This is a genomic window from Dictyobacter formicarum, assembly GCF_016587435.1.
Map to the genome: position 1 here is coordinate 40,900 of NZ_BNJJ01000020.1, position 20,137 is coordinate 61,036.

General features: G+C 49.0%; 15 protein-coding genes. 12 read left to right on the forward strand and 3 right to left on the reverse strand.

Features of this window, described 5'->3' with window-relative positions:
• Nucleotides 1-69 precede the first annotated feature (69 nt).
• Nucleotides 70-807 (forward strand): TetR/AcrR family transcriptional regulator, encoded by a 738-nt coding sequence (locus tag JMI88_RS28930; RefSeq protein ID WP_201365429.1) that lies wholly within the window; start codon nt 70-72, stop codon nt 805-807.
• A 48-nt stretch (nt 808-855) separates the two neighbouring features.
• Here the strand turns inward: JMI88_RS28930 and JMI88_RS28935 are convergent, their stop codons facing one another.
• The 3 genes from JMI88_RS28935 to JMI88_RS28945 all read right to left on the reverse strand — a co-directional run bounded on the left by JMI88_RS28935 (nt 856) and on the right by JMI88_RS28945 (nt 3,449).
• Nucleotides 856-1,782, reverse strand: coding sequence for a serine/threonine-protein kinase (locus JMI88_RS28935; RefSeq protein ID WP_201365430.1), 927 nt, complete (start codon nt 1,780-1,782; stop codon nt 856-858).
• Between the two features lie 23 nt (nt 1,783-1,805).
• Nucleotides 1,806-2,561 carry a protein phosphatase 2C domain-containing protein gene (locus JMI88_RS28940; RefSeq protein WP_268906034.1) on the reverse strand — a complete coding sequence of 252 codons (756 nt, stop codon included), beginning with the start codon at nt 2,559-2,561 and terminating at the stop codon, nt 1,806-1,808.
• Between the two features lie 120 nt (nt 2,562-2,681).
• Entirely contained in the window at nt 2,682-3,449 is a 768-nt protein-coding gene (locus JMI88_RS28945; protein WP_201365432.1) for a vWA domain-containing protein, read from the reverse strand.
• Nucleotides 3,450-4,073: 624 nt separating this feature from the next.
• Between JMI88_RS28945 and JMI88_RS28950 the strand changes: the two genes are divergently transcribed.
• The 11 genes from JMI88_RS28950 (at nt 4,074) to JMI88_RS29000 (ending at nt 19,962) form a co-directional block, all read left to right on the forward strand.
• The gene (locus JMI88_RS28950) at nt 4,074-5,612 is read left to right on the forward strand and encodes a TIR domain-containing protein (protein ID WP_201365433.1); all 1,539 of its coding nucleotides are present in this window, start codon (nt 4,074-4,076) and stop codon (nt 5,610-5,612) included.
• A gap of 182 nt (nt 5,613-5,794) precedes the next feature.
• The gene (locus JMI88_RS28955) at nt 5,795-6,133 is read left to right on the forward strand and encodes a hypothetical protein (protein ID WP_201365434.1); all 339 of its coding nucleotides are present in this window, start codon (nt 5,795-5,797) and stop codon (nt 6,131-6,133) included.
• Nucleotides 6,134-6,148: 15 nt separating this feature from the next.
• A complete protein-coding gene (locus tag JMI88_RS28960; RefSeq protein WP_201365435.1) occupies nt 6,149-7,858 on the forward strand; it encodes a hypothetical protein in 1,710 nt (569 codons plus the stop codon).
• A gap of 539 nt (nt 7,859-8,397) precedes the next feature.
• On the forward strand, nt 8,398-8,763 hold the full coding sequence (locus JMI88_RS28965) for a hypothetical protein (protein ID WP_201365436.1): 366 nt from the start codon (nt 8,398-8,400) through the stop codon (nt 8,761-8,763).
• A gap of 62 nt (nt 8,764-8,825) precedes the next feature.
• Nucleotides 8,826-10,295, forward strand: a complete 1,470-nt coding sequence (locus JMI88_RS28970; RefSeq protein ID WP_201365437.1) for a hypothetical protein — start codon at nt 8,826-8,828, stop codon at nt 10,293-10,295.
• 505 nt (nt 10,296-10,800) lie between these two features.
• The gene (locus JMI88_RS28975) at nt 10,801-11,091 is read left to right on the forward strand and encodes a WXG100 family type VII secretion target (RefSeq protein ID WP_201365438.1); all 291 of its coding nucleotides are present in this window, start codon (nt 10,801-10,803) and stop codon (nt 11,089-11,091) included.
• A gap of 96 nt (nt 11,092-11,187) precedes the next feature.
• The gene (locus JMI88_RS28980) at nt 11,188-11,553 is read left to right on the forward strand and encodes an EsaB/YukD family protein (RefSeq protein ID WP_201365439.1); all 366 of its coding nucleotides are present in this window, start codon (nt 11,188-11,190) and stop codon (nt 11,551-11,553) included.
• Nucleotides 11,554-11,614: 61 nt separating this feature from the next.
• Complete coding sequence (gene eccCa / locus JMI88_RS28985; RefSeq protein WP_201365440.1) at nt 11,615-15,706, forward strand: type VII secretion protein EccCa; 4,092 nt, start codon at nt 11,615-11,617, stop codon at nt 15,704-15,706.
• A 20-nt stretch (nt 15,707-15,726) separates the two neighbouring features.
• Entirely contained in the window at nt 15,727-17,487 is a 1,761-nt protein-coding gene (locus JMI88_RS28990; protein WP_201365441.1) for a serine/threonine protein kinase, read from the forward strand.
• 52 nt (nt 17,488-17,539) lie between these two features.
• Nucleotides 17,540-19,171 (forward strand): serine/threonine-protein kinase, encoded by a 1,632-nt coding sequence (locus JMI88_RS28995; RefSeq protein WP_201365442.1) that lies wholly within the window; start codon nt 17,540-17,542, stop codon nt 19,169-19,171.
• A 128-nt stretch (nt 19,172-19,299) separates the two neighbouring features.
• Nucleotides 19,300-19,962 (forward strand): DNA-3-methyladenine glycosylase family protein, encoded by a 663-nt coding sequence (locus JMI88_RS29000; RefSeq protein ID WP_201365443.1) that lies wholly within the window; start codon nt 19,300-19,302, stop codon nt 19,960-19,962.
• Nucleotides 19,963-20,137 lie beyond the last annotated feature (175 nt).

The window sequence follows — 20,137 nt, forward strand, 5'->3', positions numbered from 1 at the left end:
ATGACCGATTATCAATATTTAGTCATATGGTCACAAAGGCAAAAAAGCAGCATCTTGAGGAGGAGACAAGTGGCAGAGAACAGCGAAGCCGACCAGGCTGAACAAAACAAACAACAAGAGCGGGCTAATCGCATTCTGGATGCGGCATCAGAGCTCTTGCAGCGCTGGGGCTATAAAAAAACCACCATCGATGATATCGCCAGGCAGGCCGGGGTGGCCAAGGGCACCATCTACCTGCACTGGAAAACCAAGGAAGAGCTTTTCATGGCCTTGCTTATACGCGAAAAAATTGTTGAAAGTCGTAAAGCACAGGAGGCAATGCAGAATGATCTCGAGGGCATAACACTCTACAGCATGATCAAATATTCCCTGCTATGGTCCCTGCGCAATCCACTGATAAAAGCCATCATGCTCCGCGATACAGAAATGCTGGGGGATCTAGTCCATACCCAGCTGAGCCAAGAGAGTATCCAACAACAGATGGAGGGCTTCAACACCTACATGACATATATGCAGCAACAAGGATTGATTCGCAAAGATATTCCAGTTAAAACCCAGGTACATATGCTCGAAGCCATCGCGCTCGGTTTCTTAATAAGCGACCAGTTCCTGCCTGATGAATACCAGATCTCACTGGAAGAACGGGCCGAAATGGCGGCCGAGACCGTGCGCCGCACTTTTGAGCTACGTGGTCCTACCGAGGTCGAAAAACAGGAGGCCGCCAGTCGCTTCAATCAATTTATGAGTTCCGCAGAAGCATTTTTACAGAAGGAGATGGGGAATGAAGGACCTGTTTCAGGTCAATAACCTGGCGCATTTATCCTTTATGCTCGAAAAACAAACAATTTCTACGATTTAACCATCCCAACGTAACCGAAGGAGGCACATAACCCAGGAGCGGAAATCCGGACAGCGGGACAGATTGGATGAATACCAGGCCTGTTCAAAGAGCTCGTGCAGGCCTGGGTACATGCTTCGCAGAGTCTGGCGCACTGCTCTTAAACGCTGCGTCATCTCTTCGCGTGCTCCTGGATGCTTGAATTGGAAAAGAGACTCGCCATCGGTCAATGCACGGATGAGAGGATTCCACCAGGTCAACATTTCCACGAGCAAGATCGCGCCGGCGAAACGATCCCCAAGCAGATAACTCTGGCCTTGTCCATCAAGGCGCGGATGTTGATATCCAGCCCATCCCTTGCTCGGCTGCGCCACCGGCGGCGTCCCTTTCACATACATGCCCTCAAGATCTATCAATTCGACATGCTTGTAGTTCACAATTATTACATTATCTCCAGCGATATCTGTGTGAGCCAGGCCGTTTGTTTCCAGGCTCCATAAAACATATGCCATGGTAAGAGCTAATTCTTTTGCCCGCTCGAGGGAATACTGCGAGCAGAGTTCTCCATCATCCATAAAGCCTGCCCACGTTCTGCCCGAGATCCAGGGCATCAGAATGGCATATTCCAGGCTCGGATGGGTTGCAATCAGCTCTGGAAATACTGTTTTCAACAGACAAATGCGATTCGCGGCCGACAAACCAGGAAGATGTCCAAAGGAACTTTGCCTGGATACCTTTTGCTCAATGGACGGATCAACTGCCCCGGGATTCGGGACCTTTAAAGCCCAGAGAGTTTTATCTGCTTCTTTTTGTAGCTGATATGTTGTTGTATTTATGCGTACAATTTTATTTACTTCATCCGGGAGTACAGGATGTGGTAAAAAACGATAAGTGTCTCTTTTAATGATGAGTTTGGTTTGTATATCCGGGCAAAATGTATTCATGATCTTCTGTTTTCTTTATCTAGTTATGCTAACAGGTTATTCCAGCACAATTTAAGCAATGTCATATCATCATTCCTGGGCTGTTGTAATAAGAGCTGTATACGTGCTTTTAGCTCTTCGTCGCTCAGATAGATCAAGTCTGGTCCAATCGCGTCAAGTCCATCTGTGTGGATAATCAATGGATCAGGTCGATGTAGCGTGCTGGTACAAACAGTAATCTTCCCCTGGGTGCCTTGTTTTGTCGACCAGCGGTTTGTATCTTCGCCGTGATCTCCTAGCTCCCGATACTGATTCTGCCCACTGAAAGAATAGCCAGTCACGTTTCCCATCCAGCAAAAGAGCGCCGGCATATATTGTGGCGTAGCAGTTGCAGGTGCATAATCGATGCGACCAGCGAGAAACACGGTTCCACTGCCATAGAGATCGCGCTGCTCATTGATGATCTCACATTCCCAGGCAGATAGCCCGGCAGGAAGCTTCAAATGAGCAAGCGTAGTATGTGCACTCTCAGCCCATTGAGAAAAACTCGAACGCAGCGAGGGAAGCAAAATAAGAGGATCTTGCGGTATTTGCGGCAATATCTGCAACCACTTGACCAGGCGACGGGCAAAGTAGCGTGCCGCAAAATGCCCCTGATAGGAGCTACCTACGCCATCACAAACGCAGAAGCAGAGCGATGCTGTGCGCCATGAAATCACGAGCCTGACAAAGTCCTGATTGAAGGATCCTTCCAGTTGAGATTCAAGGCAGCGTGTTGAAAGGCAATGAATAGATAGCATAGGTTCACATGTAGTGCGTATGAAGGTGTCTGTGCGGAGTGCGGTTTCGATTACAGAATAATCATTCGTATGGTTGGCATACAGCACAGTATATACTCCTCTTCCAAGAATAAATCGAACTTATAACTGAGTCGCAGAGGAAGCGGCGATAGCTAATCGCATCAGTTCAGTTTGTGTGCCGGGAAAAAAGAGCGCCGCACCCTTCTGAAGTTGGTAGCCAGCGGACCTATTGATGTTCAGGCGGTAGTTTTCAGGTAAAGGTGACGATAGAGAAAATAAGAGCCTGGCATAATTATCAGCAATATCTTTTGCTCTTTGTACCCCTTCCCATTGTTGCCAGTTCGTCACTGGTTTGCGCAGCAGTTTTGCAGTCATAAGCACATTTTCTACCAGTACCGGACCATCATCCACTCGCATTTTCTGAATACGTTGCACAATGGGCGCTGGATCTTGTGTGGTGCGCAACGCGTCCGTAAGATGACAAACGAGTGGAGCAGGACTACCTTGATAGGTCTCCAGATGCTGTTGCAGAAGTTCTTCTACCGCGCTAAAGCCCGCAGCTGTATCTGTATCTTCTCCGCCCGCTACCAGTTCTGGTGGGCCACCAACACGCATTAGCTCCGGGAGGGTACGAATGCCTTGCAGAATATCAAGAACAGTTGTGCTATAGGCAAATATGGCAATATGATAACGTGGCTGCACTTTGTTATCTCTCATTGAACGCAAAACCATCGCTTTGATACCTTCGCGTAATGTTGCATTAACCAGATCGATTTTGCTCATCGTTGACCTGGGCCCACAAGGATCATTCATAGATGCACTTGCATCTATGAGATAGATCACCAGTGCAGGGGTAAGCCTCGTTGCTGGCTGTAGATACTGTTCCATAAATTCTCAATGCACTCCTCTTCATCAATCTCCTAAAAATAGCAAAAAATGTTCGCTTCTTTCTGGATAATGGAAGGTATACAATACTGTCCCAAAAACGCTATAGCACTTTTTGAACAGTATTGTATCAGTAATAGTACAGACGAGCAAGGGATTATCGCTACATTGGACATGCATCACTATACAATCTGCTTTCCGAACCATGTGATTGAAGATCCGAGTGACTAGCACAAAATCCAAAAGAAGTTTGCCAACCTGCTGCTCGCAAGAATGGAGGTGCTTACCAGACCCAAATTTACCAATCAATACAGGACTGTTCGCGATTATGTAGACAAATCCTCAGTTTATATACATAATTGAAGTTATATATAGACAATTGTCTTCGTCAATCATCTACATAACCTCAAGAAGGTCTAAGAGAAACGATGACATTCCTGTAAATGTTGCAGAAAAACAGCCTTCGACTTCTGAAGAGCCTTCCAGGAAGCACAAAGCTCCTGAGAAGCCTGTGACTTTAACCTTTGCGAAGTCGTCACACCTACGTACATATTTTTAAGCTGCATATATTGCTATATTCTTTCGTTTGAGTCAGAAAATACAGTATACCTATCTCAAGGAGCACATATGGCATCGACTCGTATCTTCGTTAGCTATGCGACAGCAAAATCATCTCGGAATGAGCGAGATATTGCAGCGCAATTTATCCTGGATCTCCAAGCTGCCAAAGCAGAGGTTATAACCGCCAGTGAAAGCATTTTTGATGAAAACTTTATGCAATTCCTCTATACAGAATTGCCTCAGTGCCAATACGTCATCCTGGTGCAGAATGCCGAAGCAATCCAATCATCACGAGTACAATCTACCATCAACCTTGCGCTAACCCTGGTTTCTCAAGGGCGCATACAGGAAGTATTACGCCTCGTTGTGGCACCTCCTTCACCAGATGGAGAACCTCGTGCGGTAGCTAAGCTTCGAGCATTCGACGCTACCCAGGATTACTTGAGAGCGAGAGATAGGCTATTACTGCACCTTAACTTGCTGACACTTGAGAAAGATCCAGATGAAACCTTCATTGCTTCACATGAAATGCGTAGGTCATTGAATGAAGCGGCCCCAATGGTCATAGATGGCTCAACCAACAAGGCCGCTTCATCTATGGTACCCACACATACCCAGAGAACTGTTGAGCCTTACCCGACAGACCTTTCTAATGAAAGAAATGGGCAGATATATCCCAATCTGAATGAGCAGCAAGCGCCACCACCTGTCGGGAAAGTCACACAGTCCACGCCACCTCCAGAGCGGAAAGGAAATTTTCTGTCCAGCAGACAGAAGCAAAGGCAGATAGATCGGCCCGTGCCACTACGAGAAAAGTATCAAATTGCGCCTGTCTGGATAATTATCTTTTCTGTTATCCAGGTACTCACCTTGATTTTTGCAATTGGAGTGCTCATCTGGGGTAGAACAACAACGACAATAACCCCGGTGGTAAAGGCAACACCGACTGCCGCCCCTTCTGCATTTACCAATCAACTTAACACTCAGATTCTCGCGGCAACGCAGTCGCAACAAAATCCTTATGGAAAATCTAATAAGCTGGTAGTCAACGACGCACTCGATAACAACTCCACTGCCAATGACTATGGCTGGGACAACCTCAATAATGATAAATCGATTAGCTGCCATTTTGCCAACCAGTCTTATCTACTCAGCGCCAATGGTCCTGGTAGCTGTCTGGCAACCAAGACGAGCTATAAGAATCTGACCTATCAGGCACAAATGACGATAGAGCAAGGGCAGGTTGGAGGACTCATCTTTCGCGCCAATATCGCACAACAGACTTATTTCAAGTTCGAAATTACAGTGAATGGGGACTATGTTATAGAGCGCAACGATCGCAATAACCTGGATTACCAGATACAAAGCGGTTTTAGTCCCGCCATTAAACAGGGACTCAACCAGACAAATCTTATTGGCATCAATGCCAATGGCCAGACATTGGACTTTTATGTGAACCTGCAGCATGTTGCCTCTATACAAGACAGCCATAATCAGGCACCTGGGAGTATCGGTGTTGTCGCCAGTGGGCCAAACGAAGATTTTCCAACGCAGGTTTCCTTCAAATATGCCAAGGTATGGAGTTCTGAAGAACCGAACAGTTAAAGCTGAGGACGAAACCTTTCCATACAACTAAAGTCTCGTAATAATACTAGTATTTATAAAAGGTAGTTAGTATCATTGTGAGCTATTACCTTTTTTTGACAAGATGTGCATGCTAAAATATCCATATATTTATTTTTTCTATATGGATCAGAAGTAGCAATTAAATCCAAGGAGAGAAGTCATTGGCACACGAAACCGATTTTCAGATTGATACGATCTCGGTCCAGGAACTGGGTACAAGTATTCTGAACGGTGCACAATCCGTGCAGGATTCTCCCGATCCAGTAGCACTTGATGCTTTCAAGAAAGATATAGCCACAGTCGTGCCTGAAATGCCGCAGATCCTTCAGGGAAAGCTTTCCCAATTCAATAACAATTTCCATCAGGCTTATACAGACGTCCTGACGCAGCGCAGTGATATTGGGCGTATTCTGCTTAACACCGCCACCGCCGCTGATAAGCAGGAGGTGAGCACGGTGAATGTATTCACCGATATCGCCCCCACGACACTTATCCCATAACAGAAGGAAGACACTATGACGAAGTTTGAGGACGTAATCCAGCCACTGCTCACCGGTCTAGAAGACCTGAGCAAGAAGAGCAGTACGGCTTCCAATCACTACAACACAACCACCAATCAGTTCCAAACCTATGTCTTAGACCATGTTGATGGCGCGACGGGCTCGATGCCCTTTCTCGGCAAAGGGGCCCAGGGCTGTAAAGATGCCGTTAACCGCAACGTTTCGCGTTCCCAACATGTAATCACCAAATTGCAAGATTTTCAACTGGCCTGCGACCAGACGCGCAAATCGCTTGAAGAGCTGTGCCCACCGTATGATCAGGACTCACGCTACTATCTTGCCACCAACGATCTATATGGCAGCATGGGTGGCAATGCGGATCGATACTCGACCTCGATCAGTCAGTTCTTTAACGAGGGCCAGGGCAATTCGCCATACAGCGGGGTTGACCCCGCTAGCGTCAGCGAAACCGTCGTCTGGCGCATTCGCGAAGACACCCTGCCGAGCCTGTGTGGGAATCTGGATCAACTACTCACTCCTGGCAAAGGACAGCAACTGATCGAAGATAACATCAACTATGCTGCTTCCTGTATTCAGAGTGATTTCCAGAACTATAAGTCTCAACAGAATAATTACCTGGACAGTGCATTGAGCAGTAAAGAGATCAATAAAGATGCGTGGAAGTACTATGACACGCAGCTCAACTTCAGCTATCAGACAGCACTGCACTACCTGACCACCATTGTCAACAAAGTGAAACTGGGCTATGGTGAGTGGTTGATGGAGTTCCAAACCATCGTCGGACAATTCCAGGTCGATGTCGATGCGGACTCAGCCATCAACGCTCCAAGCATTGGAGATCTGATCACCGATGTGACAGCGCCCGGCATGACCGGAAAGGTCTACCTATGGCAAACGCCCAATGGTCTGATGGTCGTCGTCAAATCGGGAACCAACCCTGCTGACGTCGAGAAGGCGATCAACCAGTATATCGCATCGCATGGTCTGTCAAAGGATACCGGCGTCACGCTGATTGGTTACAAAGATGGAGGTATCACCCAACAGATGGTTCTGGATGGTGAGAACAAGGGCGGCGAAAACTTTAAGGTGAACAACCTGGTCCTGGTCGGAGAAAAGCCCATGGAGACACTACCAGCAAACCTCAACGTCCTCTCATATACCAAGGTAGACAAAGAGACGCCGGAGCACGAGACGACATGGCTTGGCCTCAAACCTGACCAGATTATTATTCCTGTCTCGTCGGTAGCACTCGCATTCCTTACAGATGGGTTAGGGAATGTAGCGGAGGCCGGGTTGCTAGGAGCCGCAAGGGAGGCCGGGAAAGAGGCAGTCACCCAAGGAGCGAGAGATATCGCGAAAGAAACAATCATGGCCGAGATCTGGAATCACACCATTGGAGCGAGTCCAAGGGCAGGAACACCTGATCAGATGGGGTCATCCATGCCCTACAATATCTACTATGATCCAGGCGATGGAAGCGGAGTCCATAAACCAAGTGTTGAGGAGCTCACCGAGCTAGCTAATGGCAAGGCTTCGCCAAAAGCGAAGTTCTACATTAGCCAGTCATCAGCCGTTCCAGAGGAGAGTGGTGCCAACCTGGACAAATTCACCCACAGCTCCTACCTGAACTCGCAACTCGTACCCGATCCCAATCCTAAGGGTTATGATCATGGTGGCGTCGCCCCGGTCAATACGGGCAATTAAATAGAAAAATGCCGATCATTGCCTTGCGTAGGGCGATGAAAGGCTCATCACATAGGCGTCTTCGTCGATGAGCCACGCAAAAAGCTTTATCACTTTCCAGTCTTCCTGTTAGGGGGACTGGAAAGTGAAGATAACCCCAATCGATCTCAGCGATCCCAGGGATACAATCTGCATTTATTTGATTTATCAGGCCAGATTTCCCCCCTTCTTAAGAAGAAAAATCAGTCAAATCCGAGGTTGACTACCGATTTGTCAACGATTTGTTATATGAATCGCAACCATTTGTCATTCCCTTTGCGATCAATACCAGCTATCCTTATTCACATGTGCGAACGGTAAAGCACTTGCAATCAATGGGCAACATTGACACAATTCCCCGCCAGATCGAAATGGGAAAAGTCAATTTCGCTTTTGGGCAAAGATACGCATCAGAGAAATATATTTAAATTATCACAAGCTTCTACTAAATTTACGAACTTTAACAAATTCATATTACTCTGAATATATTAACGAGCATTTTTAGAGAAAGGACGCAAAAGATGAGCGACACTCCCTTTGCGATGAATACAAATACCACTGACAGCGTTGGTTCCCAGGTGGAAACAGCGGGCAAACAAGATCTCGCTCATGTCAACTGGCTTCAAGACCAGATTAACAACCACCAGGTGGAGATGCCTCTCATGCTGTATACCGCTTTTGAGCAATTTGGGACGAAGATTACCCAGGCTCGCACAGACCTCTTGGATAATCGCGTTGCTATTGGAAAAGCACTGCAAAATGGCTCCATAGCGACGGCGATGAATGAGGTACACCTCAAGGATTCCTTTAGTTCCCATACGACTAATAGCTCGGATGCCTTTCCGCCAGACGCTCCACCAGCCACGCCCCCTGTCACTAGTCCTTAGGGCTTTCTCTGTCCCCTTATTGGAACCCCTATCTTTCGAAGTAGAGAAGGAGCATGACAGCTATGGCAAATTTAACTAGTATCACCCAGGTATTTGTGGATTCACTCTCACAGGTCGCTTCAGCCGCTATGAACACACTCAATCAGGATACCTCCTCGGCACACACTTTCTATCAAACCTGTATGAGACTTGTAGGGAATGTGTCAGGAAACTGGACACAGGTCTACGAAAATAAATTTACCGTTAACAACGGACGCTCGGAACTCATCCAGGCCAAAATCTACGACTTTTACAGCGCCTCACATAGCCTTGGCTCTGATATTGAGTCGCTCTGCTCGCAGTATGATAACCTCTCCTCGCTTGTTGGGAGCGGGATCGACGACGGCATGGGGCAAGTCAATCTCGAACGCTTTCTCCCAGCAGGCGCATTGGAAGGGGTACTCGTTCCAGAACTGGACGCGTTTGCCAGTGAGGTCATCCTCGATTACGTGCTCGATCCAGCAGGCGTCGGTGCCAGCATCTCATCTGCGCTCACTGGCAAACAAAATGAGATCATCAACAATATTACCTCTACATACGACCAGTATATGCAGGATCATAAAAAGGATAAGCAGTTTCAAAAAGATCTGACCTGGTCCCATGAGAGTGCGTGCCAGGCAGTCAGAACACTCACCACACGCCTGCAGACGCACCTGAATGAATGGGCAAACAAGCTCTACCTCCTAGTCAAGGGTTACCAGACCGCGGTCGAGGAGGCCTCAAACATCGACAAGATCGACCTCTCTGATATTGCCTACGAGATCAAACTGAATCCTACGGCTCCGGTCCTGATCTGGCAACTGCCCAACGGGCATCTGGTGATCGCGGTGACAGGGGCGCAAAAAAGCACGGCGGACACGGTGATGCAGTGGATCAGACTCTATCTCCAGAATCACGGTCTGTCCGGGAAACGTCCCTCCGTTACGCTGTTGGGTTTCGATGGAGGAGTTGGAATCGCGCAACAGATCATTGGGGTTGCCTATCCCCAATTGGGCTCAGGGCCATTTTACAACTATTCCACACCCGCCGGCCCGCCTTTTGTGGATCATACTGGTGATCTCCCTTTCACGATCACCAATGCTCTCTTTGCTGGCCAGGGTCTCAACCTTCCTCCCACTGGCACACTCGGAAGTGGAGGGATTCCCTATCAGGCGGTCTCGATAGATCCAGAAACTCCTAACGAGGCAGGTAAGAGACCCTGGTGGAATCTCACTACAGAGCAGTGGACAACAATAGGGATTTTAGGGGCCCTGCAATTGGTGCCAGGAGTCGGCGAAGCTGGAGATGAAATCGCTGCAGGGGAGGTTCTTAATGCGGTGTCGGGACTGGGCAAAGACAAAATTCTCGAGTATGCGGTCTCTTTGGGCTGGAATGTCACGCATAAAGAGGGTGGAGAGGTAGATACGAACGCTGCCAAGGACTTCCTGATCCAGAAGCTCGAGGCCCAGATCCCGGTGGCATATGGTCCCATCTCATCGCCTTCCGGGGGTTAGTAGCCTCTATGTTACGTAAGCTGTCACGAAACGCAAAATAGCGGGCATTATCCGGTTTAACAAGTTTTGTTCATGGTCCTCCATTATTGCTAGATACTGAAACAACCTGTATAATGCAGCATCGTGAAATTCGCATAGGTTCTTCCCATCTTTTCGACTTTCTATAGTGAAAGGTACCATTCTAGTACCAAATTTACTAGAGGCGATTAGTACAAAATAGATTAAATTGTTTTTACGGAATTATATTGATATAATTCAATCTGGGATTCCTATGATACTCACCATTGCGCTCCTTAAAAAGACGTTGAAGAGCGGCGCGAAAGTGTGATACATAGGCTTTCCGAAGGCTCGTCAACGTTTGCAGGGAAGCGGAATTTTCAGCCTTCAGTGTTTTGTACATGAGGCTCACGTGAACAGGTCCCACTTCCCCTTTTTAATGAGGCGGGTTGAAATAGCAGAACATGCCTGCGAACTTCAACCATATATCACAAAAGAGGTGTTTACTATGCCAGAGATTCAGGCGAATACAGCAGGTATACAAAGTGGCGCATCAAAATTTTCCCAGCAGTCTGTAGAGTTAGGTGATCTTATCACCGCTGTTAATGGCACGATTGAAGAGCTGCAGGGGCTCTGGAAGGGCCCCGCGGCCGCTCAATTCGTCGATCTGATGAATGAGTGGCACAAAGATGTCAATGACATCAAGCAGGTACTTGAGACCATTTCACGTAAAGTCAACAGTGCTGGTCTGGGTTATGACGATCTGGATGGTCAGATCCAGCGTTCCTTCAGATTCTAAACCTTCGCTACTCGTTGTAGTCTCTTATAACGTGGGAGCCTGTTTTCTTCAGGCTCCTACGGCTGTATTTTTATCAATAGGTCAGTTTATAAAGCGATGCAAACATTACTTGTGACCATTATTGGATATGAACGCAGATTCGACATGCAGGTGCCGGCGGAGGTACCTGTAGGCAAGTTCATTCCTATGTTGCTCGAAATCTGTGACTTCAAACGCGCATCCATCTCACAACAAGGCAGGCCACAATGGACACTCTCCGTAGCCGACTCAGGTACAGCGTTGCCAGCTATGGCCTCACTGCTCGATGCCGGGGTGGTCGATGGCACTATTCTGCTCTTGCAGGATACGTCCTCAGCGGTACGTCCACGACAAACGTCAGCGCCTCAACAAACATTTCGGCCTGTGAATATCGCGCCCGGGGAAAACACTGGAAATATCGGGGTGAAATGGAATATTCAGTAACAGCTACCTTAGAATCGACCTGATAACATTGATGATGACTAGTGCGGAGTAGAGAGTTCTTATGGCAAAAACAACATTCTATCGACCCGTTAGAAATTATCCTGCATCATTATCTAGTGAGCCTATACAGATTGAAGCCCCTCCGCAATTACCTCAGGATCAAGGGGGTAAGTTAGCTTCAATTGTACAGTATCTCTATCCCGTCTCGGGTATGTTTATCATGCTTATTTCAATGATCTCATACCTGAGCTTTGAAAGGGGCTCACCCAATCCACTCATCATCATCGCCGAGGTCTGCATCATGCCCTTGTCCCTTGGCATCATGTTCCTTTCAACATATTTCCAACGCCGAGCCCAGAAGATACAACAAAAAGCCAGCAATGAGGCATATCGCGGTTACCTTGATAACATCCAGCGCAGACTGGCTGAGCTCAAAAAGCTCCAGGTGCAGCGCAATACGCGCCTCTATCCCGAACCATCCATATTGCCGGAGGTAGTCAGCGGACGACAGGCGCTATGGGAGCGCCGTCCGGCCGATGAGGATTTTCTCACCGTGCGTATCGGGGTCGCGCCGATCGCCCTCTGCTGTCCGATAACCTTTAAAGAAGATTACAAAGCCAGGGTAGAGCCTTCACTGCTGCAAGAAGCGCGCGACCTGGTCAATCATAACAGCCATATTGATGGCCAGCCCCTGGTCATCCCTTTAAGAAACCTGGGATCGATTTCAATTGTTGGACCAAATCCAGCGATACGTACTCTGGCACGAAGCCTGGTAGGTCAACTCGCCACGTTCCATACGCCCGAAGATATATCAGTTCTGGCATATTTTCCTCCCGCCGCCGCTCCCGAGTGGGGCTGGCTCAAGTGGCTACCCCATACACACCGCCTACGGCAGGTCAGTTTAGAACATCCAAATGATGCAGATCCCCTGTGCCTGTTAGCCGATACGGTTGATAATTTCCGGACCCTTTTTGATGCGCAGATCAAGCCAGAACTGGAGATGCGCTACAAACTGCTCAAAGAGAAGAGGCAGGATGGGCATGAACTGTTGATGAAGTTCAAGCACCTCATCTTTATCATCGATGGATTTACCCCTGGTGGTCTTCTTACGCAGATGCCAGAACTTGAGCAGATCATGCGCGACGCCGCCCAACTGGGCATCACAGTAATCAGCCTTGTGAACAGAATGGAGCAAGAACCGCCGGTTCTGCAGGCCCGCCTTTCGATCGCTACAACGTTTCATGATCTCTACCTTTCCTACCAGGAAACGTTCCCTGACGGCAAAGGCATCGAGTTCGTTGCTCTCGATAAGATGGAAATCGATCACTGCGAAAAGATTGCTCGCAGCATGGCGCCGCTCCATCTCGTTGATGGAGAAGCAAGCCTTGACTTCTCACAAAACGTCGGCCTCTTACAGTTGCATAACATTCAGGCCATCGAGACGCTCCAGGTGGCTGACCTCTGGCGCCGGCATCATAACCAGGATCTCTTACGCGTTCCCATTGGATTGCAGAAACACGGTCCCCTCTTGCTGGATATCAAAGAGATGGCGGCGGGCGGCTTTGGTCCTCACGGCCTGGTGATTGGCGCAACCGGATCGGGTAAAAGTGAATTGTTGCGTACGGTCGTCACCAGTCTCGCACTCACCCATGACCCTTACACCGTCAACTTTGTGCTGATAGACTTTAAAGCTGGCGCGGCCTTTGCCGAGTTCGCTGACCTACCACACGTAGCGGGAATCATCACAAATCTGGAAAACGATCCGCTCCTGATCAGTCGCATGTATTCCTCGCTGCTCGGTGAACAACAGCGACGCCAGAATATGCTCAGCCAGGTTGGTGTGCCCAACATCACCGAATATCATAAGCTGTGGCGCAAGAATCCTCACATGGAGCCAATGCCATACCTGATCATCATTGTTGACGAGTTCGCGCAATTGATCGCCAACTACGAAGATTTCCTGGCGCTGTTCACCAAATTTGGCCAGGTTGGACGTAGCCTGGGCATGCACATGATGCTGGCAACGCAGCGTATCGAGGAGGGGCGTATCAGGACGTTGGAAGGTCACCTGCGCTATCGCATCGCCTTGCGCACATTTAAAGCGGAAGAAAGTAGCGCGGTAATTGGAACGCACGATGCCTACTATCTACCGCCATCTCCCGGCAGCGGCTACTTTAAGGTGGATGAGGATATCTATACCAGTTTTAAGACCGCGCTTATTTCACTCCCCTATATACCAATCGAGCAACGCCAGGTTGATCCCATCACGCTCTTTCGTACATTTACAGATACAGGCAAGCTGCTTTCGCCTGATGGCAGGGAAAAGACACAGAGCATGCAAGCGCTAACGGCGCCACGTACAGAGATGCAGATGGTGATTGAGAAGGTTAAACAGGCGCCAGCGCCAGCCATTGGCTGGCGCGTACACGCGGTCTGGCAAGAGCCTTTAAAGGAAAAAATGTCGCTTGCTGATGTGCTGCAGCGCTGTGGGCAAGGCAAATTGGATGGTTCCTCGTTTGCCGCACGTGCGCCCTTTGGGCCACTGTGTGTTCCTATCGGTATGATGGACCGACCAGCGGAACAGGTGCAGGAGCCACTATACCTTGATTTCTCCGGACTGGGAGGCCACCTCGTCGCGGTAGGAGCGCCTCAATCGGGAAAAAGTACCTTGCTCCGTACCCTGATGACCTCACTGATCGTCACGCACACCCCACGCGAAGTGCAGATCTATGGCATCGATTTTGGTGGTGGCCTGTTGCGTGTCTTTGAGCACGCGCCTCACGTGGGCGCTATCTGTAGCCGGGCTGACAGAAATAAGCAGCAACGTGTCCTGCGGCGCATGCTACAGATCGTCGCGGACCGTGAAGCATTATTTGAGCAATACGAAATCGATGGCATGGCGAGCTATCGACACCTCAGACAGCAAGGGAAGTTTGCGCAAGAGCAGTATGGGGATGTATTTTTGTTCATTGACAACTTTGGCCAGTTCCAGAGTGAATGCGAGACAAATGATCCCGAGAGCATTGCCACAGTGACATCACTCATCGCCAGCGGTCTGACCTATGGTGTGCATGTTATTTTAACGGCCAATCAGTGGACAGATATCCGTACCAGATTGCGCAGCAACATTGGCACGCGCCTGGAGTTGCGGTTAAACGATACCAATGACTCGGAGTTTGATCGCAAAGCCGCTGCAATGATCCCAGCGGAAACGCCCGGGCGCGGCTTACTGCCAGAAAAATTGCTGTTCCAGACGGCGCTGCCCATTGTCGGCAACCATAGCTCTGATGATGTCTCGTCGTTTACGATGCAGAAGATACTGGAAGCGTTTATCCAAAAAGCTCATACCAGTTGGAAAGGGCCTGGCGCGCCCAAGATACGTATCCTGCCGCCCGAGGTGCGCTGGTCAGATATGCCCGGCTCGGTCGATGCGCCATCGCAGGGTATCCCTCTCGGCCTGGAAGAGGCCAATATCAGCCCGGTCTTTATCGATATGGTGAACGATGATCCGCACTTCTTAATCCTTGGTGATAGAGAATGTGGTAAAACAACATTGTTGCGGACATGGATTACCGGTATTCAACGCTATTACACACCAGAGCAAGCGCGGATTATCATTGTTGATTATCGTAAGTCGTTGTTTAGTCTAGCGGAAAGCAATCACGTGATTGCCTATGCCTCTACCCTGGATGAAATTAAGAGATGTGTTCAGTTCCTCAATGAAGAGTTTGAGCGGCGTCTGGCCAAAAACGCATCCAGCCCCGTAGAAACAGCAATGGGCGATAGAACGTGGAATGGAGCGCACTATTACCTCTTCGTCGACGACTACGAAATGGTTGCCACGCAAACTCCACAATCAGGGAATCCACTCAATCCTCTTGAGGCCTTGCTACAGCCAGCAAAAGAGGTCGGTATTCACCTGATTCTGGCACGCCGCGTCGTAGAAATCGGTCGCGCTAACTATGATCCTATCTATCGTGGCATCAAAAATATGGAAAGTCCTGGCCTCATCATGCGCGGTGATCCAATAGAAGGACGTCAGGTACTTCATAAACAGAGTGCATCTGATAAATTGCCCACAGGTCGTGGCTACCTTGTGCGCCGTGGGGCGCCAGCCATGCAGGCACAGATAACTAACACCGAAGCATTGTGAGAAGGAAAGAGTTTTAGCACATGACAGATTATGTTGGACAGCAATTTGGGCCTTACCGCTTGCTTCGTTTATTAGGACAGGGGGGCTTTGCAGATGTCTATCTGGGCGAGCATGTTCACGTGGGAAACACTGCCGCCATCAAAATTTTGTATGCACGCCTGATCGACGAATATCACGAGCGCTTCCTGAATGAAGCGCGTACGTTAGCGCGCCTTGCGCATCCCCATATTATCCGTATGCACGACTTTGGGATCGAAGACGGTATCCCGTTCCTGATCATGGAGTATGCTCCCCATGGAACCTTGCGGCAACGGCATCCTTCTAAAACGCAAGTACCGCTCTCCACGGTAGTGAATTATGTCAATCAGATCGCTGAAGGCTTGCAATATGCTCATGACCACAACTTGATTCATCGTGATCTCAAGCCGAGTAATGTGCTCATAGGCCAGAGAGATAACCTGTTACTCAGTGATTTTGGGGTCGCCTTGATCGCTCAGACAACCTATTCTCAGAGTGTAGAAAAGTCCGTTGTCGGAACTATCGCCTATGTCGCACCGGAGCAACTGCAAGGGAAACCACAGTTGGCGAGTGATCAATATTCATTGGGGGTCATTGTGTATGAATGGTTGTGTGGAACGCGACCTTTTCTGGGAACTGTCATTGAGATGTGGGCTCAACACCAGTCGGCCGCGCCGGCGCCATTGCGCCAATACGTTCCCGAGCTTTCGCCAGAAGTAGAACAGGTCGTGATGACCGCGCTATCCAAAGATCCCAGCCAACGCTTTACAAGTGTGCAGGCGTTTGCGACGGCCTTAGAAGCGGCCAGTCGGTCTGAACATATAGCAGTGACCCTTACTCACAACGGACCATCGACACAGGCGCAAACTGCGGATGAAAAGGTTGTCAGGATCAAGGCCGCCGATGGTGGACACACACCTCAATCAGCAGATATTACGGAGCCAGACGAATTAGGACAATCGCCTGACGTTATCTCGGATACGACGAATAAGGATTCCGCAGCCATTCAGCCTGTCACCACAGCTGCGCCTGCCCGGCAGGGACGAAAAAAGAGGATTGGAGCAGCAGTAATAATTGCATTAGTATTGCTGCTGATCACGAGTACGCTTGTATACTCCATGAATAGTGAATCTGCTAACAAACATCTATCCGCTGCCACATCTACAGCGATCCCCACAAATCAATTCGCGGATAAGAGTACGAGCGTTGTCAGAAGCATGCTTTCACCCACTGCCTCGCGTGGTCATGCCACATCTCCCAACGCAACCTTGACGCCTTCTGGCGCAACTTCGAAAAATCCGATAGCTATCAAACCCACTGCAACGTCAGCCGCGCCCACGCCTGTTCCGACCTCCCCACCGCAAAAGACCTTTGCCGTCGATGGCCAGAATCCAACAACCTACACAGTAGGCGGCCATACATGCGCGGCAACACAATCTAATTCAACACAGCAAAGTTTTAATGTGGGCGGTATAACAGGGACATTATATTTTCAGTTTAGTTACACGTGCCACGCAGCCTGGGCCAAAGTTGTATTTTCCAACCCCGTCCCAAAGAACTATGGAAATGCAAAAATTGTCCGTAATAACGACGGAAAATACTATACCTGTGCTAATGGAGGAAATGGGGTAGTAGCATCTGGTCAGACATCTTGCTATACAGGCATGGTCTATGATGGACCTGCCCAGACAGCCTCAGCCTATGCCTCTTTTACATTTTCAAATGGTCAAACAGATGTATCTTCACAATTAGGCCCTTACTAGAGAAGAAGCTTTCAGCTGAGCACAAACTAGAGAGGAAAAAGAGCTTTAGCATATGGCAGACTACACTGGACAGCAATTTGGTCATTATCGCCTGCTTCGCTTACTCGGTCAGGGAGGCTTTGCGGATGTCTATCTGGGTGAACATATTCACCTTGGAAGTTTTGCTGCTATCAAAATTTTGTATACACGCCTGATCGACGAGTATCACGAACGCTTTATCAACGAAGCGCGTACGTTGGCGCGCCTTTCACATCCCCACATTATCCGTCTGCTCGACTTTGGGATCGAAGACGGTATCCCGTTCCTGATCATGGAGTATGCTCCCCATGGAACCTTGCGGCAACGGCATCCTTCTAAAACGCAAGTACCGCTCTCCACAGTAGTGAATTATGTCAATCAGATCGCTGATGGTTTGCAATATGCTCATGAGCACAACTTGATTCATCGTGATCTCAAGCCGAGTAATGTACTCATAGGCCAGAAAAATAACCTGTTACTCAGTGATTTTGGGGTCGCCTTGATCGCTCAGACAACCTATTCTCAGAGTGTAGAAAAATCCCTGGTCGGAACTGTCGCCTATGTCGCACCGGAGCAACTGCAGGGGAAACCACAATTAGCGAGTGATCAATATTCATTGGGAATCATTGCGTATGAATGGTTGTGTGGAACGCGACCTTTTCAAGGAACGCTACTTGAGATGTGGGCTCAACACCAATCAGCCGCGCCGGCGCCACTGCGTCAATATACGCCCGAGCTTCCGCCAGAAGTAGAACAGGTCGTGATGACCGCGCTGGCCAAGGATCCCAGCCAACGCTTTGCGAGTGTGCAGGCGTTTGCGACGGCATTAGAAGCAGCGAGTGGGTCCGAACAGGTATCGGTAATATCATCTAATAGCATGCAGTCTACACAGGCACAAGCCACTGATAATAAGGTTGTCAGGATCAAGGCCACCGATGGTGGACACACGCCTCTACCAGCAGATATTACGGAGCCAGACGAATTGGCACAATCGCCTCACGTTATTTCGAATACAACGCATGAGAATTCCTCTGCCATTGAACCTCTAACCACGACTGCGCCTGCCCGGCAGGGGCGAAAAAAGAGGATTGGAGCAGCGGTGATCATTGCCCTGGCATTGCTGCTGATAGCCTGTTCGCTTGTATATGCTAGCAATAGTGGAAGTTTTGTTTCTACCCCTACAACACACAAAACTCCATCCAGCAATGGAAGTAAGATTGCGAGCAAGGGAACACTCTCACCCACAGCTACGCACATTGCCAAAGCAACTCCAACGCGTCATCCCCGGGTAACCACCACGCGTCATCCCCGGGTAACTCCCACAGTTCCCATAATCTTGCCTACGGCGGCTCCGGCTACCCCTCCTGCTCCAGCTACCCCTACTCCTACTCCAGCGCCACCACCACCGCCACCGCCCGCATGTCCTTCAACTATTCAATCAGGTTCTACAGGGTCATTAGTTAAGACGTTGCAAAATTCTCTCAATGCTCATTACAACGCTCATGATTTTCCTAACTCTCCGTACAACTTTTCACCCCCTCTTACGGTGGATGGAGACTTTGGATCATTAACACAGTCGGCTGTCAAAGATTATCAAAGCGCAAAAGGCCTGCAGGTTGACGGAGTGGTCGGTCCACAAACCTGGCACTCTCTGGGTTATTGCTAGCCCATAGGTGTGCCTACAAGGGGCGCACCTATGGGTCCACAATGATACTGGACAAATGTTCTTATCGCTTCTATACTACCAGCACAGGTTAATGTACAGCACAGACGGTAGAAGGAATTGTGAGATCAATGCAAATCTCATCATATACTGATGTTATCTCAGCAGCGACAGCTTATTTAAGCGATATAGACCCAATTATGAAGGATGTCATTAAACGTGTTGGACCATGCACATTGCAACCTGATCCAGATATCTTCAATGCCCTGGTTGATGCCATCGTTTCACAGCAAATTTCAGTTAAGGCGGCCGATGCGATTATGGCTCGTGTATGCGCGGCCATGCCAAACGGCAAAGTAACACCTGAAAATCTGTTGCCCTTTGATTTTGAGCAGTTGCGAGCACTGGGACTCTCTACCCAGAAGGCTCGCTATATTCTCAACCTTGTTGAGCACGTGTCCAGTGGTCAGTTGCAGCTAGAGAAACTTTTTGAACTTGAGGATGAAGAGATTATACGCCAGTTGACCGCGGTCAAAGGCATCGGACGTTGGACGGCGGAGATGTGTCTCATATTTGTACTCATGAGACCTGATGTACTGCCGGTAGACGATCTGGGTTTCCTTGAAGGTATACGCTTTGCTTATCAACTGCCTGAACGTCCAACCGGGAAAGAAGCGCTGGAACACGGCGAGCTATGGCGTCCCTATCGCACCTTCGCTACCTGGTATATGTGGGGCATCCGCCGCATTGCCGTGAAGAACGAACGTCCACGCACACGGATCGTTTCTCTCTAATTACGTCTCTTTTGAGTTGCAGTCCCCAAACACCATGAATATACGAAAAAGGGTACGAAAGGGCAAGAGCAAGTGAGAGAATATGGTAGAATCGAAGAGATATGCAGAAGTGGTCCACTTCATGCTACAATGTGGCTTTCAGCAAGCCTGCGCTGAACGTCAACTGGTGTGCATA